Annotated in this window: 18 protein-coding genes and 1 tRNA gene; 10 read left to right on the plus strand and 9 right to left on the minus strand. The window is 65.3% G+C overall.

Going from position 1 to position 15,816, the window contains the following annotated elements; genetic code table 11:
• Positions 1–96: 96 nt before the first annotated feature.
• Positions 97–534, plus strand: coding sequence for a hypothetical protein (locus LIX00_RS00720; protein WP_227354275.1), 438 nt, complete (start codon positions 97–99; stop codon positions 532–534).
• 180 nt (positions 535–714) lie between these two features.
• Here the strand turns inward: LIX00_RS00720 and LIX00_RS00725 are convergent, their stop codons facing one another.
• The gene (locus LIX00_RS00725; protein WP_227354276.1) at positions 715–990 is read right to left on the minus strand and encodes a hypothetical protein; all 276 of its coding nucleotides are present in this window, start codon (positions 988–990) and stop codon (positions 715–717) included.
• Between the two features lie 123 nt (positions 991–1,113).
• On the opposite strand from LIX00_RS00725, the gene LIX00_RS00730 reads away from it, so the two are divergent.
• A complete protein-coding gene (locus tag LIX00_RS00730; RefSeq protein ID WP_227354277.1) occupies positions 1,114–1,938 on the plus strand; it encodes a hypothetical protein in 825 nt (274 codons plus the stop codon).
• Here the strand turns inward: LIX00_RS00730 and LIX00_RS00735 are convergent.
• On the minus strand, positions 1,922–2,488 hold the full coding sequence (locus LIX00_RS00735) for an NUDIX hydrolase (protein ID WP_227354278.1): 567 nt from the start codon (positions 2,486–2,488) through the stop codon (positions 1,922–1,924). The genes LIX00_RS00730 and LIX00_RS00735 overlap by 17 nt on opposite strands.
• A 174-nt stretch (positions 2,489–2,662) precedes the next feature.
• Between LIX00_RS00735 and LIX00_RS00740 the strand changes: the two genes are divergently transcribed.
• The 4 genes from LIX00_RS00740 to glmS all read left to right on the plus strand — a co-directional run bounded on the left by LIX00_RS00740 (position 2,663) and on the right by glmS (position 6,916).
• Entirely contained in the window at positions 2,663–2,851 is a 189-nt protein-coding gene (locus tag LIX00_RS00740; protein WP_227354279.1) for a DUF1918 domain-containing protein, read from the plus strand.
• A 23-nt stretch (positions 2,852–2,874) separates the two neighbouring features.
• The gene (locus tag LIX00_RS00745; protein WP_227354280.1) at positions 2,875–3,294 is read left to right on the plus strand and encodes an RNA-binding protein; all 420 of its coding nucleotides are present in this window, start codon (positions 2,875–2,877) and stop codon (positions 3,292–3,294) included.
• 640 nt (positions 3,295–3,934) lie between these two features.
• Positions 3,935–5,110 (plus strand): sugar phosphate nucleotidyltransferase, encoded by a 1,176-nt coding sequence (locus LIX00_RS00750; protein WP_227354281.1) that lies wholly within the window; start codon positions 3,935–3,937, stop codon positions 5,108–5,110.
• Positions 5,111–5,113: 3 nt separating this feature from the next.
• Entirely contained in the window at positions 5,114–6,916 is a 1,803-nt protein-coding gene (glmS, locus tag LIX00_RS00755; RefSeq protein ID WP_227354282.1) for a glutamine--fructose-6-phosphate transaminase (isomerizing), read from the plus strand.
• 58 nt (positions 6,917–6,974) lie between these two features.
• Here the strand turns inward: glmS and LIX00_RS00760 are convergent, their stop codons facing one another.
• Both LIX00_RS00760 and LIX00_RS00765 read right to left on the minus strand, forming a co-directional pair.
• Positions 6,975–7,262 (minus strand): hypothetical protein, encoded by a 288-nt coding sequence (locus LIX00_RS00760; protein ID WP_227354283.1) that lies wholly within the window; start codon positions 7,260–7,262, stop codon positions 6,975–6,977.
• 145 nt (positions 7,263–7,407) lie between these two features.
• Positions 7,408–7,659 (minus strand): hypothetical protein, encoded by a 252-nt coding sequence (locus tag LIX00_RS00765; RefSeq protein ID WP_227354284.1) that lies wholly within the window; start codon positions 7,657–7,659, stop codon positions 7,408–7,410.
• Between the two features lie 182 nt (positions 7,660–7,841).
• On the opposite strand from LIX00_RS00765, the gene LIX00_RS00770 reads away from it, so the two are divergent.
• Positions 7,842–9,371 carry a long-chain-fatty-acid--CoA ligase gene (locus tag LIX00_RS00770; RefSeq protein ID WP_227354285.1) on the plus strand — a complete coding sequence of 510 codons (1,530 nt, stop codon included), beginning with the start codon at positions 7,842–7,844 and terminating at the stop codon, positions 9,369–9,371.
• 105 nt (positions 9,372–9,476) lie between these two features.
• A complete protein-coding gene (locus LIX00_RS00775; RefSeq protein ID WP_227354286.1) occupies positions 9,477–10,988 on the plus strand; it encodes an amidase family protein in 1,512 nt (503 codons plus the stop codon).
• 64 nt (positions 10,989–11,052) lie between these two features.
• Here the strand turns inward: LIX00_RS00775 and LIX00_RS00780 are convergent, their stop codons facing one another.
• Together LIX00_RS00780 and LIX00_RS00785 are read right to left on the minus strand one after the other, a co-directional pair.
• Positions 11,053–11,316, minus strand: coding sequence for a hypothetical protein (locus tag LIX00_RS00780; RefSeq protein ID WP_227354287.1), 264 nt, complete (start codon positions 11,314–11,316; stop codon positions 11,053–11,055).
• A 142-nt stretch (positions 11,317–11,458) separates the two neighbouring features.
• Entirely contained in the window at positions 11,459–12,373 is a 915-nt protein-coding gene (locus LIX00_RS00785; protein WP_227354288.1) for a helix-turn-helix transcriptional regulator, read from the minus strand.
• A gap of 233 nt (positions 12,374–12,606) precedes the next feature.
• Between LIX00_RS00785 and LIX00_RS00790 the strand changes: the two genes are divergently transcribed.
• Positions 12,607–13,845, plus strand: coding sequence for an MFS transporter (locus LIX00_RS00790; RefSeq protein ID WP_227354289.1), 1,239 nt, complete (start codon positions 12,607–12,609; stop codon positions 13,843–13,845).
• A 316-nt stretch (positions 13,846–14,161) separates the two neighbouring features.
• Here the strand turns inward: LIX00_RS00790 and LIX00_RS00795 are convergent, their stop codons facing one another.
• Positions 14,162–14,566, minus strand: a complete 405-nt coding sequence (locus LIX00_RS00795) for a DUF4383 domain-containing protein (protein WP_227354290.1) — start codon at positions 14,564–14,566, stop codon at positions 14,162–14,164.
• Between the two features lie 246 nt (positions 14,567–14,812).
• A tRNA-Leu gene (locus LIX00_RS00800) sits at positions 14,813–14,897 on the minus strand.
• Between the two features lie 87 nt (positions 14,898–14,984).
• Between LIX00_RS00800 and LIX00_RS00805 the strand changes: the two genes are divergently transcribed.
• Entirely contained in the window at positions 14,985–15,305 is a 321-nt protein-coding gene (locus LIX00_RS00805; protein WP_227354291.1) for a transcription initiation factor IIB family protein, read from the plus strand.
• Between the two features lie 15 nt (positions 15,306–15,320).
• Here the strand turns inward: LIX00_RS00805 and LIX00_RS00810 are convergent, their stop codons facing one another.
• Positions 15,321–15,809, minus strand: a complete 489-nt coding sequence (locus tag LIX00_RS00810; protein ID WP_227354292.1) for a phosphopantetheine adenylyltransferase — start codon at positions 15,807–15,809, stop codon at positions 15,321–15,323.
• Positions 15,810–15,816: the final 7 nt, after the last annotated feature.

Here is a 15,816-nt window from a genome sequence, read left to right on the forward strand (position 1 = left end):
CCCGTCGAGAACGCGGTGCCGCGGACAGAAGTCGAGTTCGGCACATCCCTCATCGCTATGCCAAGAATTAATATGATATACGCAAATCCACCACAAATGAAATATCACTTCAAAAATAACGATCCGATAGCATACACTAATACCGATGAAGCCGACATAGTGATGAACTACATCGATAGGGAACCTGCTCACGAAACGGGCCAATACGCGTTCTTACGCCACGTACGGGCGAATATCGCGGACGATGACGATGACGGAGACGTTGTAATCGAAATCAATGCGGTCGACAATTGTAACGGCGGGATATTCTCTTTTCACGATGTTTTGGAGGATGCACCCGGGGGAGAACGAATTGAGTTCAGCGACGTAATACGGGTTCCCAAAAAAGAAATCGAGGACCGAACGCTCGATGACGCAGTTGATACTCGCTCCCTATCTGACCTCGTAATTCAGGACGTCAAGGAGTGGAGCGACAACACGGCGTTTAAATCGGAGCCGGAGATCATCCCCGAGAAATTCAAGTTCGATTCGTAACGTATCGCAACCGTGCTGATATAAACGTTCGCCGATTCGAGCGGATCGAGTTGCGAGGTGTGCGCCTTCTATTCGGCACCACCGCCGAGAACTGTGATCGATCGAGGTTCAACAGAGCACCTTGAACCGGAGATACGGATGCCGGTCGACGACCTCTTCGAAACGCCGAATCGCTTCCGCTCAACGGAGGCGCTTGCGGAGCGAATCGAGCGTGAGCGCGCCCTGCACGAGGTACGACAGTTTGCGGTTCTTCGGCGCGATGGTCGCCGCGCCGAGCAGAATCGCGCCTCGCTTCGCGTTCCCCTTCTGGAAGGCGTACCCCGCCTGCGCGAGCAGGGACAGGACGTTCAGTTTGTCGAGGGAGTCGCTCTGCGCGGGTGCGGCGGGCGACGAGGACGTCAGCGCGGACAGCAGTTTTACGCCGGACTTCACGACGCCGAGTAGTGTTCGAAGCATGGAACGATGAGAGGGTTCGTAGCGGGGTAAGGGTTCCGGCGGCAGGAGAAAGGAGTTGAAGGCGAACGGCGGGGCCGTCGCCGTCCGAAACGGCTTACCGGCGTGAACCCCAACCGACGGAATATGTACGGCGTGGTGACGCGCAACCCCGAGGAACTCGACTGGCCCGAGTTCGACAGGGGGTTCTACGAGATGAAGGACGTGACGGGTCGCGCGACCGAACCCGTCGAATCGGGCGTGAACATGATCTCCTGTTTCGGCGACAGCGCCGCCGCGGAGAGCGATCCGTCGCTCGTCCCGGTGAGCGACGAGGGCGAACCGGCGACCCGCGACCGCCCCTACTTCGATTGGGGGTACGTCTGCCCGACCCGCGAGTCCTACCGCGAGGGGCTGTTGGAGATGATCGACGACGCCGCGGCGGCGTACCCCGACGTGCGACTGGACGACGTGGGATTCCCCCGCGCCGAGTACTGCCACTGCGAGCAGTGCGAGCGCGAGTTCGACGCGAGCGAGTACGACGACAGGATGGAGTGGCGCGCGAACGTCATCACGGACTTCGTGGCCGAGGCGACCGAGCGAATCCCCGGCAAGACCTACCTCACGCTCTACCCCGACCCCTATCCGGGACATCTCTACGAGCGCGCTGGACTCGATTTAGACGCGCTCTCGGAGTACGTGGACGAGTTCGTCGTCCCGCTGTACGACATGGCCTACTCCACGACCTACTGGCTCGAAGTCATCGCCACGGGGTTCGAAGACGCGCTCTCCGTCCCGTTCAGCATCGAACTCTACGCGGTGGACATCGACATCGACGACCTCATCCACGCCACCGAGGTCGCCGACGCATACGCCAACGACGTGTTCTTCGGCTACGAGTCCGGCAACGCTCGCGGCGCGATTCGGCGGATGGACGCCGACTCCCGCGACGGCGTCACCCACGGGAAATGAAGCGGTCTTCCTGCCACGCCACCAACTGTTCCCGGTCGCGCGTGTTCGCCGGCAGTTCGTCGAACCACTTCGCGTCGGTTATCTCGCCGTCGGGGTCGTCCACGGTCGGCGTCGTCGTCTCCGCCCGCGCCTGAAACACCGGCAGGACGCCCCACGTCGAGTAGTCGCCGCACCGAATCGATGTTCGAGTCGCGATGGCCAACCCCTCGTAGTCGGCTTCGACGCCCGCCTCCTCGTAGAGTTCGCGCTCGGCGGTCTCGCGGTACGATTCGCCCTCGTGGACGCCGCCGCCGGGGAGCACCCACATGTCCACGCCCTCGTGCCAGACGAGCAGTAGCTCGCCGGAGGGTCGGTAGACGGCGGTGTGCGCGCCGTACGGCGCGCCGGTCTCGGATACGCGCTGGGCGAGCGTACGGAACCGATAGCGGGAGACCTCGTAGGTTCGGTCGAACTCCAGAAACTGCGTGTAGGCGTCCGTCAGTCGGTGATAGGCCTGCTCGGCGTGTTGTTCCGCCTCGGTGGCGAGAAACCAGAGGTCATCGAGCGTCATCGTCGGGTGGCGAGGGACGCGACTTCGAGGAGTGCGACTGCGAAGACGAACCGATTCCGAGGCGTGCGAAGAGTATAATCATGTGCCGGAGTACTTCGGCGGTCGAAATAAGCCTTCGGTCGCCGACATTCCGGAATCGGACGGTTTTTACGAGCGGGCGGGGTATCCGCCGGTATGAGCTTCGACGAAGACGACCGCGTCATCTTACACGATAAGCACAGCGAGTACGACGGCGAGGAAGGAACCGTCACGCAGGTGATGGAAACGATGTTCGGCGACGCCACCTACACCATCAGCTTCGAGGACGGGCAGGAGACGGGTATCTCCGAGGACTCCCTCGAAGCGGTCGACGACGAAGCGTAACGCCGTTCACCGAACGTCTCTCCATGACCAGCGTTCCGTTCCACTACGTCGACCTGCGCGCGTTCTGCTACGACACGGAAGACGACCAGCGCGTCGAAGCGGCCCTCCGAACCTTCCTCCCCGAGGAGTTCGAGGTGACGCGCGCGACGAGCGAGGGCCACCACGGCGACCGCATCCTCGTCCTCTCGGCGCGAGTCGAGACGGCCGACGAGATGCGCCACGTCCTCGACAAACTCCGCGAGCTTCCGGACATCGAGCGAGTGCGCGACGAACTCGACCAGCGCGTGGACGAGAACTGCTCGTTTTTCGTCTCGCTCGACAAGCAGGCCGCCTACCGCGGTCGGGTCGAACTCGGACAGGGAATCACCCTCCGCGCGAAGGTCGAAGCGTACCCCGCGAAGAAGGACGCCGCGGTCGAGAACGCCCGCGAGGCGCTCGCCTGACGAGCGCCTCGGACGACTCGCCGCTCGCGGTTCGCTCCGCCCCCGTCCTCGTTTCCGTCCGCGCGGGTCGACACAAAGTTTATCACAACCGCGACTGTGGTGTCAGACGTTACCACGCATCGCGTGGATGAGTATCATGCAAGAGTGCCCTTACTGTAATTCTGACCTCCGCCGCGGCGGTCAATCGCGGACGACCCGCAATGGCGACCCAACTGGACACAAGAGCACAGGCACCGAACTCGTGTCGTGCCCGGACTGCGGAAACGTAATCGACGGGTTCACTGCGCACTGAGAAACGGCCAGCGGGACGTCTCGTTCGTTTTTTACTCGTCGCGTGGCGGAGTGTCCCCGTGTTCGAAGCCGGGAGTGGCTGCTCTCCACGGTTCGTTCCATCGAAACGAGTCACGGCACTCCGTCGGTACGGACGGCGGGTGGTGCTTTCGTCGGCGACGGTCGATGGACTTGGGTAAACGAGGGGTTCGCCGGTGGCTCGGTAGACCGGTTCGCCGATAGATCGAAAAGTAAGACGAACCTTCTTTATCGACCAGCACCTCAGCCATTTACTTGACATGTAGACAAAACCAACCGACGGAGCCGTCCATGAGAAGAATTATACCCGGACGCAAGAGTGGTACGCTCCATGAAAGCGGTCATTCTCGCTGCCGGTGAGGGCTCCCGACTGAGACCCCTCACCAACCATCGACCGAAACCGATGCTCCCGGTCGGAAACAAACCCCTGCTCGAGTCCGTCATCGAAGCGGTGTCCGCGGCCGGCGTGACGGAAATCGTCCTCGTCGTCGGCTACCACCGCGAACGGATCCAGAACCGCTTCGGCGACGGCGACCGCTGGAACGTCGATATCACGTACGCCGTCCAGGAGAAACAGCTCGGAACGGGACACGCCCTCCTGCAGGCGGAACCGTACATCGAGACGGATTTCATCGCGCTGAACGGCGACCGCCACCTCAAACCGAAAGCGGTCGAAGATCTGATCGACGAACGACGCCAGACGGGGGCGTCGTGTCTCGCCGTGACGCGCGTCGAGATGCCGAACCGATTCGGCGTCGTGGAACTCGACGGGCAGACCGTCACCGACATCATCGAGAAGCCGATTCCCGGGACGACGTCGTCGAAGCAGATCAACGCCGGCGTGTACGCGTTCGGCCCCGAGATTTTTTCGGCGATTCGCCGGACGGAGAGTCACGGTGAACAGGCGCTGACGACGACGCTACGGACGCAATCGGACGTTCGGCCGCTTCGGGCGGTTCCGTACGACGGCTTTTGGGGCGACATCTCCTACCCGTGGGATCTGCTCTGGCTCAACAACTACGTCTTGGATCGGCAGCGCTCCACCAGCGAATCGGACCTTCCTCGGTCGGTACGGGTCGCATCGAACGCCGTCGTCCACGACGACGTCGTGCTGGACGAGAACGTGACGGTGCATCCCGGTGCGGCCGTGCTCCGCGGAACGTCCGTCGGCGAGAACGTCTCCGTCGGGTCGAACGCCGTGATCGAGGACGCCGTGATCTTCCCGGACGCGACGATCGGACCCGGTGCCGTCGTCCGCGATTGCATCGTCGGCGCGAACGCCGCCGTCGGCCCCAACGCGACCGTCGAGGGCGGGAGCACCGACGTCACGCTCGCCGACGAGGTCCACCGCGACGTGACGTTCGGGGGACTCGTCGGCGACAACGCTCGCCTCGGCGGTAACGTCACGGTGCGGCCGGGAACCATCGTCGGCGAGGGAGTAACGGTAGACAGCGGGGCGATCGTCGGTGGACGACTCGAAGACGGCGCGTTCGTACAGCGAGGCTAACGTATGTGTGGAATAACGGGTTACATCGGCGACGGAGATTGCTCGACGATCATCGCGCGGAGTTTGAAAAATCTCGAGTATCGCGGCTACGATTCCGCCGGCGTCGCGTTGCTCGACGGGACGCTGGAGGTGCACAAGCAAAGCGGCCAGATCGACGACCTCACGATTCCCTCGATGCCGAACGCCACCTGCGGAATCGGTCACACGCGGTGGAGTACGCACGGAGCCCCCACGGACGCGAACGCCCACCCGCACACCGACTGTTCGGGAGACGTGGCGGTCGTCCACAACGGCATCATCGACAACTACGAGGCGTTCAAACGGGAACTCGGCGACGACCACGAGTTCACGAGCGAGACGGACACCGAGGTGATCGCCCACCTCATCGAGGACGCGCTCGCGGACGACGCGGACCTCCGCGACGCCGTCGAAGACGTCGTCGCGATGCTCGAGGGGAGTTTCGCGATCGCGGTCACCGCGGTCGGCCACGAGGGCATCGTCGCCGCGCGCCAGGATAGCCCGCTCGTCATCGGTCACACCGACGACGCCACCTTCCTCGGGAGCGACGTCACCGCGTTCGTCGAGTACACTCGGCGTGTCACGTTCCTCGAGGACGGTGACATCGCCCGCCTCACCGAGAGCGACGTGACGATTACGAACGGCGATACGCTCGTAGAGCGCGAGCGCCAAACCGTCGATTGGGACGCGGACGCCGCCGAGAAGGGCGGGTACGAGCACTACATGCGAAAGGAGATTCACGAACAACCGCACGCCGTCCGACAGGCGCTCTCCGGCCGCGTCGACGAACTCGCCGGCGCCGTCGATCTCGACCTCTCGCTGTCACGGGAATACTGCAACTCGCTGGACGAGATTCAGATCATCGCGTGCGGGACGTCGTACTACGCCGGTCTGTACGCCGCAGAACTGCTCGAACGGCACGCGGACGTGCGCGTCTCGGTGCACGTCGCGAGCGAGTACGAGTTCCGGGGGAACCGCGACCCGTGGCGAACGCTCGTCGTCGCCGTCACCCAAAGCGGCGAGACCGCCGATACCTTGCGCGCCCTTCGAAAGGCCGCGGGTGCAGGCGCGCGAACGCTCGCGGTGACGAACACGGTCGGGTCGACGGTGGCCCGCGAAGTCGACGACACGGTGTACATCCGGTCCGGACCGGAAATCGGCGTCGCCGCTACCAAGACGTTCGCCTCGCAGGTGACGACGCTCGCGCTGGTGACCGTCTACCTCGGTCGACAGCGCAACGCCATCTCCTCGAACGAGGCGTCGACCATCTTGCGGGGACTGTCCGCGGTGCCGGGGGCCATCCAACAAGTGCTCGACGCCGAACCCGCGGTACGAGAGACGGCGGAAGAGTACGCCGACGGGGACGCGTTCTTCTTCATCGGTCGGCGATTCGGCCATCCGGTCGCGCTCGAGGGCGCGTTGAAGCTCAAGGAGATCTCCTACGACCACGCCGAGGGCTTCCCGGGCGGCGAACTCAAACACGGTCCGCTGGCGCTCGTCACGGAGCAAACGCCCGTCGTCGCCGTCCTGACCGAGGGGACGAACGCCGACGAGACGCTCCACAACGTGAAGGAGGTCGAATCGCGGGGCGCACCCGTCATCGGCGTCACCTCGGAGACCGACCCGAATCCCGTCTTCGACACGGCGCTCGAAGTGCCGGCGATCGGGCTGATGGAACCGGTCGTCGCGAACGTGTACCTCCAACTGTTCGCGTACCACGTCGCGAATCAGAAAGGGCGTTCCATCGACAAACCGCGGAATCTCGCGAAGAGCGTCACCGTCGAATAGATACCCTTTCCGTCGGTGGAATCGACGGGTCGGACTCGCGGTAACCCTCCGAGGGGGGTCACCGGTCGACCGAATCCTTCCAGTCGATCATCTCGTTCACGTCGCCCACGAGCGGTTCTTCCACCAGCGTCCGGAACGCGCCGCGTCCGGCGAGGGTTCGGAGATGGGACACGAACTCCCGCCACTCGGCGGCGCACTCCGTGTGGAGATGCCACGTGTACGAGGGCGGGCGCGGGTCGGGGGAACCGACGATCACGTCACTGGTCCGTTGATCGATACTTTCGGCGCACCACGGGCAGGTCGCCGAATCCGTCTCGTCACCGTCGGCGGCTTTCTCGGCGCTCATTACTCTATATTTATATGTCTTCTATGGGTTAGTTCTTGCCTTCATCACGCCGTTCTTTAGGTAAGAGATTCGATAAACGTCCGCCCGGTCCTTCGGTTGCACCTCGGAGAAGGAACCCTCCCACCGTCGGAATCGGCGTAACAGACTACGACCGCCGTACTCCCGTTCGCTCTTGCGTGAGTAGCCACACGAGGGCGATGGTTCCGACGGCGATTATCGAAACGAGAACGTCGTAGTACCCGTCAATCAGTATCACGCTGAGCCACAGGATGCTGATCGCGCCGGTTCGGAGCGCCCTCGCGTGCGTCCCGCGGACGACCGCCTGATAGCCCGCGACGAGCGCGGTCCCCGTAGCTGCAAGTAGAAACACCCAGTCAGCTAGCCACGCTGGGGTCATACCGTACAGTTCGGCGGTTCGACTTGTATGCTTTTCCCTCCCCGACCTTGACACGTACTCCCACCCCCTCCGTTCCGCGCGAATCGACGGTGCGGGCGCACCGTCGATTCGGCCGTCGAACCGTTCCGAATCGAACACGTCGCGTCCGGATGTTTATTACTCAAGGCATCGGGAGTAGTGATATGTATCCGACCGTGGGAGACACACTCACCCTCACCGCCGAGAAGTACCCGGAACGAACCGCTGTGGTCTACCCGCGAAAGAACCAGTCGCTGACCTACCGCCAGTTCGACGAGCGCACGAATCAACTCGCCCACGCCCTCGCCGACCGAGGCGTCGAGCGGGGCGACCGCGTCTCGACGCTCCTGTTCAACACGAGCGAGATGGTGATCACGATGTACGCCGCCGCGAAACTCGGCGCCGTTTTCAACCCGCTCAACTTCCGCCTGCCCGCCGGCGAGGCGACGTACATCCTGAACGACGCGGAGAGCTCCGTCCTCGTCTACGAGGACGCGGTGGCGGACGTCGTCGAGGCGGCCGAGGGCGACCTGGAAACCGTCGAGGAGTTCGTCCACGTCGACGATTCGAGCGCGACCGGGTACTTCTACGACCTCCTCGAGGGCCGGCCGACGACCGCTCCGGACGCCGACGTCGCGCAGGACGACGACTACATCGTCATGTACACCAGCGGCACCACCGGTCGGCCGAAGGGCGTCGTCCACGCGCACCGGGACATGATCGAGCACAGCGCGTCCGTGCTCGTCGACCAGCAGCTCACCCGGGACGACGTCGGACTCTCGGCCGCACCGCTCTACCACTCCGCGGAGCTCCACGTCTTCCTCATCCCGCGGGTGCACGTCGGCGCGACGAACGTCGTGCAGCACGCCTTCGAACCGGAGGCGACCCTGTCGATGCTCGCCGAGCACGACGTCACCGTGCTGTTCGGCGCGCCGACGATGTGGCTCGCCATGCTGCAGGCCGACCCGGAGTCCTACGACCTCTCCTCGCTCCGGTTGGGCGGCTACGGGGGGGCCAGCATGGCACCGACGACGATTCGCGAAATCCACGACCGAATCGGCTGCGACCTCGTCCAGTACTACGGGATGACGGAGCTCGGCCCCGCGGTCACGGTGCTCTACCCGGACGAACAGCTGGAGAAAGCCGGCAGCGCCGGGGTGCCGATACTCAACCACGACGTCCGCGTCGTGTCGCTCGACGAGGGCGGCGACGCGCTGGCCCCGGACGAGGAAGCGCGGCCGGGGGAGGTCGGCGAGATCGTCGTTCGCGGCCCGGCGCTCATGCGGGAGTATCTGAATCGGCCCGAACAGACCGACGCCGCCATCCGCGACGGCTGGTACTACACGGGCGACCTCGGCTACGCCGACGAGGACGGCTACCTCTGGGTCAAAGACCGCGCCGACAGCATGATCATCAGCGGCGGGGAGAACATCTATCCGCGCGAAATCGAGGACGTGCTCTTGGAGCACCCCGAGGTCGTCGAGGTGGCCGTCGTCGGTAAGCCCGACGAGGAGTGGGGCGAGCGAGTGGTCGCGTACGTCGTCGGGGAGGACGGGGCGACCGAGGAGACCCTGGACGCCTTCCTGCGCGAGAGCGACGACCTCGCCGACTTCAAGCGCCCCCGCGAGTACGTCCACGTCGACGAACTGCCGAAGACCCCCAGCGGGAAGGTGCAGAAGTTCGAACTCCGGTAGGTTACTCGGAGTTCGTTCCGGTCGTCCGACAACGACCATCGCCCGCCGCATCGGTGACCCCTACCGGAGATTGTTTAGTACTGGGTTGGGAACGGTTCGCAAAGGATGCCGACGACCGACGCCGATTCCTTCGACCCCACCGAGACGACCGTCGACGAGATTCACGCGGCCATCGAAGCGGGCGACGTCACCGCCGAATCGCTCGTCGACCGCTATCTGGCGCGCATCGACGAGTACGACGACGAACTACGCGCGATTCTGACGGTGAACCCCGACGCTCGCGGGCGGGCGCGACGACTCGATTCGCGGTTCGAAACGAACGGCTTCGTCGGCCCGCTGCACGGCGTTCCCGTCGTCCTGAAGGACAACCAGGACACCCACGACATGCCGACCACGGCGGGGTCGCGGGCGCTCGCCGAGTCGGTGCCGGAAGCGGACGCGTTCATCGTCGAACGGCTCCGCGACGCGGGCGGCGTGATCCTCGCGAAGGCGAACCTACAGGAGTTCTCCTACGGCGTCGACACCATCAGTTCCCTCGGCGGGGAGACGCGAAACGCGTACGCGCTCGACCGTCGACCGTCCGGTTCGAGCGGCGGCACCGCCGCCGCTATCGCCGCGAATCTGGGCGCGGTCGGAACGGGAACCGACACCTGTTCGTCCGTCCGGTCGCCTCCGGCGTTCAACAACTTGGTCGGACTCCGGCCGACCAGGGGACTGGTGAGCCGAACCGGCATCGTCCCGCTGAGCGAGACCCAGGACACGGCGGGCCCGATAACTCGAACCGTCGCCGACGCCGCGCGGATGCTCGACGTCGTGAGCGGCTACGACCCGGCGGACCCCGTCACGGCGCGAGGCGCGGGCAACGTCCCCGAGGGCGGCTACGTCTCGCACCTCGACGAGGACGGACTGGAGGGGGCGCGAATCGGCGTCGTTCGGGAGTTCTTCGGCCTGCAGGACGAGGAGAGCGCGCCCGAAGCGGCGGCCGAAAGGGTGACCGGCGTCGTCGAGACCGCGCTCGACGAGATGGAGGCGGCGGGCGCGACGATCGTCGACCCCGTCGAGGTCGTCGACGCGGACGTCTTGGCGACGGCGCGCGTCATCCGCTACGAGTTCGAGCGCGACGTGAATCGGTATCTGGAGGGACTGGGAGACGCGGCTCCGTACCGCACGCTGGGGGACATCGTCGAGTCGGGACTGGTCGCCGAGGCGGTGCAATCGCGACTCACGGCCGGCGACGTCCTCGACGTCGACGCGGAGGCGCCCGACGAAGAGCGCGGCTACCTTCGGCGGCTCGAGCGACGGCGGGAAATCGCGGTGGACACGGCGCGTCGGATGGTGGAACGCGACCTCGACGCGCTCCTGTATCCGCCGTCGACGATTCCACCCGTCGAAATTCCCGAAAACCAGCCGTTCGAGGAGCTATCCTGCGAGTTGGCCGCGCACACGGGATTCCCCGCTATCGTCGTGCAAGCGGGCTTCACGGAGGACGGCTTGCCGGTGGGGGTCGAACTGCTCGGGCGAGCGTTTTCCGAACCGCGGCTCTTCGAACTCGCGTACTCCTACGAACGGGCGACGCGGCACCGACGACCGCCGGAGGGATTCGGAGCGGTCGACTGAAGTCGGCGGACGAAACGCGGTAAGAGCGTTACTGCGCGACGGTGTCACCCCCGGCGGGGGCGGACTACACGTTCACGCAGACGCCGGTGGCCGGGATGCAGACCCTTCGGGTGTGGTGGTCGCGGCGACGCCGCAACAGGTGACCGCCGAGCACCGCCGCGGTCGCGCCCGCGAGCACGCTGCCGACCACGACGGGGTAGGAGACGGCCAACAGCACGGCGAGGAACGCCAGATACGCCGCCGCCCATCCCAGGATCGTTTTTCGAAAGCCGTGCGTCGAGGACGGGGTCTGTTGCCGGTCCGGCAACTGGGTCGGTATCGATCTCATCACAGTTGAACAGTGGACGGCCACCGGCATAAACGTAATCTGAATTACATTTCTGTAGGGGAATTTACTGAAATCGATTTCAGCCGAGGCGTGCGTTCGTGCGGAAAGCGCGGTTTCCGACGGTCGCCGTGGTGCGTCTCGCTCACCCCTCTCGTCGGTCGACCAGCGGTTCCGACCGGTCTCGGTACACCGCGAAGACGCGTTCGGCCCACCGGCGGGCGATGGCCGCGTCGGAGTCGACGAACACCTGCAACGCGCCCGTCTTCTCGTCGTAGGCCCCGATACCGACGCGGTCGTCGAAGATGGCGAGACCGTACGGAAACGCCTCGCGCGTCCGGAGTTCGAGGTGGCCGTGGTCGAGGGCGGTGCTCGCCCGCTCCGGGTACGCCTCGACGAGTCGTTCCGCCGTATCCGGGAGGGAGATGAGTTCGGTGTCGGTGCTTTCCAGCAGGCGTTCGTGGAACGAATCGAGCGACAGGGGCACCATGTGCGTCGTGTTGAAACCGCGGAACGACGACGACTCCTCCACGAGCGAGAGGAAACGCTGCATCGGTCGGTACGGGTCGTCGGGGGTCGCGACCGTCACGGTCGCGTCCGCGAACGGTTCGACGACGAACTCCTGGTGGTTCTCGCAGATGGAATCGAGGAGCGGCGCGAGGCGGTGCGCGGTGGCGAGGTTCTGTTCGAAGCGCACCACCTCCTCGGCGACCGCCTGCCCGTATCCCGTCAGTTCGAATCGCCCGTCCACCTTCCGCGCGAGGTCGCGGTCGGTCAGCCACCGGACGAAGCGGTGGCTGGTGGCGCGGGACACGTCCAGTTCCGCCTCGATATCGCGCCGGTCGAGCGGCGCGAGAAAGAGCGCCTCGAGCACCGGCCCGTGCCGAATCACGTCGATGAGGTCGTCGGTACCGATGCGCCGCTCCGATTCGGTCGATTCGTCGCCGACCGCTCGGAGTTCGAGGCGCGTCTGAAACAGTTCGTCGAGGATGGACGCGCTCTCGTCTTCGCTCACGCCGGTGCGCACCCGGCGGCGGGACTCCCCGTTGCTCTCTCCCATGGGTGCGCTTCGCTATCGAATGACATAGCGATATCGCGTCTCACTGTGTGAGATGGGTTTCGAGCGACGACCGCGGTGTTGACGGATGAGGCTATCGTTCCGCCCGTCCTCTAGTGAAGTAGGGACGGCCACCCGACGCGACTCGACGGTCGCGTCGAGTCGCGTCGCACGAGACGGCGGTCTCGCCGGTCGACAGGTCCGACGTCGACCGGTCGCTCCCGAGGAGACCCACCATGACGACACCCACCCGTTCACCGACCGATTCCGAAGAGCGGACGACCTCCCCGTGGCAGTCGCCGACGGTGCGGATCGTCCTCGCGGCGACCCTGCTCGCGCCGCTCGGCGTTCCGTTAATCAGCCCGACGCTGCCGGCTTTCCGCGACGCGTTCGCCATCACGGACGCGCAGGCGAGCCTGCTCGTCAGCACCTACTTCGTCACGGGAATCGTGCTCTCGCCGTTCATCGGGATGCTCGCCGACCGAGTCGGTCGCCGGGCCGTTCTCGTCGGGTGTCTCTTCGTGTTCAGCCTGTCCGGCGGTGCGATCGCGTTCGCGCCGAGCTACGAAGCCGTGCTCGCGCTCCGCGTCGTCGGCGGCACCGCCGCGGCGGGCATCTTCATCACGACGGTGACGCTCATCGGCGACGCGTTCGAGGGGACGCAGCGAAACGCCGTCCTCGGCATGAACAACGCGGTGCTCTCGGCGGGCGCCGCGACCTTCCCGCTCCTCGGCGGCGCGCTCGCCGCGTTCGGCTGGAACGTGCCGTACCTCGCCTACTTCGCCGGACTGCCGCTCGGGTTGTACGCCGTCAAACACCTCGAAGAACCCGCCCACGAGCGGGACTCGCAGGGCATCGCGTACCTCCGCCGCGCCGCGCGCGTGCTCAGCGGCGCGGACGCGCTCGTCCTCTACGGCGCGGCCTGCATGACCGAACTGCTGCTGTTCGGTACCGTCATCACCATACTGCCGTTCCTGCTGGCGGGGGACTACGGCATGTCGGCCCTGCTCATCGGCCTCGTCCTCGCGATCGGTGAGGCGGCGTCCGTGGTCGTCTCCGCGAAGAACGGCTGGTTCGCCCGCTACCTCTCGAACTACAGCCTCATCGCCGCCGGCTTCGCGTGCTACGCGGTCGGCCTGTTCGGCGCGTGGTTGGCGTCGTCCCCGGTCGGCATCACGCTCGCGATGGTCGTGTACGGGGCCGGTCTGGGGCTCTCGATGCCGGCGGTCGACGCCGCCATCAGCGACCTCGTCTCGTCCGGCCTCCGCGGGGGCGCGCTCAGCCTGCGCAACAGCACGACGTTCCTCGGACGCGCGGCCGGGCCGGTGCTGTTCGCCAGCATCGCGGCGACGACGGGGTACTACCCCTTGTTCGTCGCCAGCGGCGTCGTCGCGCTCGGAATCGCGCTCGCCGTGTTCGCGATGCGAGCGTACCAAAAGCGCCGCGTCTCGCTCGTCGACGAGCGCCCGGCGTGAGGGTCTTCGCACGTCGCTCCTCGGCGTCTCGCTACCGAGAAATCGGTACGCCCCCGTCCGGAATACCGCGTGCTGACTCGACTGGAGGTGCCTCAACCCCCGTCGACGGGTCCCCTCACCGAATCCCTCAAGTCACCGGAATCGCGGGCCGTGGCAATTTCGACGGTGTCCCCCTGCGGCGTTTTTGGTGACACCCCGCCGTCACTGTACTTCGTCCACCCGTTCTCCAATGCGGGTGTGCACTTGCGCACCGCGGGGTTTCTAGGGGTGTACTCGCCCGGCGTCGGCGGCGCTACGCATCGACTATCGACGGACATCAGTCGAAGCGGTCAGCCACTCCGAAGCCTACGACTGCGAGAACGAGACCCAGTCCCACGTGGAGGAGCGTATCGGCGAGACCGATGTTGAGTAACTGGTTCAAGAACGCGGGAACGACGAGCCAAAGCGCGGCCAACAACAGGTACGCGAGACCGCCGTACCTGTTATAGTCGCCGGAGAAAGCACCGACCGCGAAGTATCCGGCGGCGAGGCCCGCGACGCCCGTGAGAAAGTGCACGGCGTTGTGGAGCGTATTCACCCCGAAAATCCCGAAGAGCCTGCCCTCGACGGGTACGAGAATGAACCCCAGAATCCCAACGAGCGCGATGACCGCGCCGATACCCAGTGCCGTCAACACCTGTAGTCGGTTTCCCTCCCCGGTTTCGCTGGCATCGGTTGCCATCCTATTCCAACTCTCACACCGTTTTACGGCGTGAAGACACAAAACTCTGATTCGGCTTCGACGACCGAACGCTCGGAATAACCCCCTCCCGTTTTCTCGGATGGCATTCTTCGTCGTCCGATGGAAGGATGACGATGGTGTCGATCGACGTCCGGAACGGCGGCTCCTCGTTGTCGCTGAAGTTCGCTGGATTCCCCGACGCGGCGACGCGCAGTGCGAAAAACCGCGCGGCAGCGCGGGTTGTAGTGTGCGGGACCGGATTCGAACCGGCGGACCCCTACGGGACAGCGTCCTAAGCGCTGCGCCGTTGGCCTAGCTTGGCTACCCGCACGCGGTATCAACTTCCGAAGTCGGCGATAAGAACCTGTCGCTCTCGTCGGACGAGCGTTTATATTCGACGGCGCGCTACCTTGCTCCCGTGTATCGGGCACGTGACCAAGTCGAAAACGAATCGTGGCTCGCAGAACTCCAACAGGCCGCAGACCGCCTCGAACTCGAAACGGGTGCGCGGTCGCGCGCGGCCGACCTCTTTCTCACGACCATCTCCGACGAGGACGACCCCGAGGAGCGTTCGAAGCGCGCGGTCGCGGCGGCCAGCCTCTACGCCGGGTCGCTCATCGAGGGCGACCAGCGGTCGCAGCAAGCGGTGGCCGACGCGGTCGGCGTCGCGCGGTTGACGATTCAGCAGCGCTGGAAGTCTATCCTCGAAGAGGCGGGGCTCCAACCGCCGTCGTGGTGACTCGCCGCTCGAAAATCAGTCGCGTCCGCGGCGTCCATCGCGCTCGGGGGTGAGGTTCCCGTGTTCGTCGATTTCGCCCCGGACGATTCGGGTGCTGGAGATGATATCCCCGTCCTCTGCCTCCACGTGCGGGACCACGACGATGTCGAGGGGGTCGTACCCGCGCTCCTCGCGGATGTCGTTGATTCGCTCGCCGCCGTCCTTCGTCTCCGGGGAGACGATGAGCGCGTCGAATTGCTCCTCGGTGGCGATGCCCGTCGGCTCCGTGAGCTTCCGCACCTCGAACTCGCGGTCGTACCCCTCGGCGAGCGTCCGGAGGTCGGCTTCGAGGTCGCGCTTTCGCTCCTCGAACGGGCGGACGTACCTGTCCACGTTGCGCGTCTTCGGCGCGAGGTCGTCGCTCGTCAGCCCGACGGTCACGTCACCCAACTCAAACGCTCGCTCGAACAGCGCCCTGTGACCGTCGTGAACCGGGTCGAAAGTCCCGCCCAACGCAACGTCCATATCCCGC

It is taken from the genome of Haladaptatus salinisoli (assembly GCF_020614375.1).
Classification (GTDB): Archaea; Halobacteriota; Halobacteria; order Halobacteriales; family Haladaptataceae; genus Haladaptatus; species Haladaptatus salinisoli.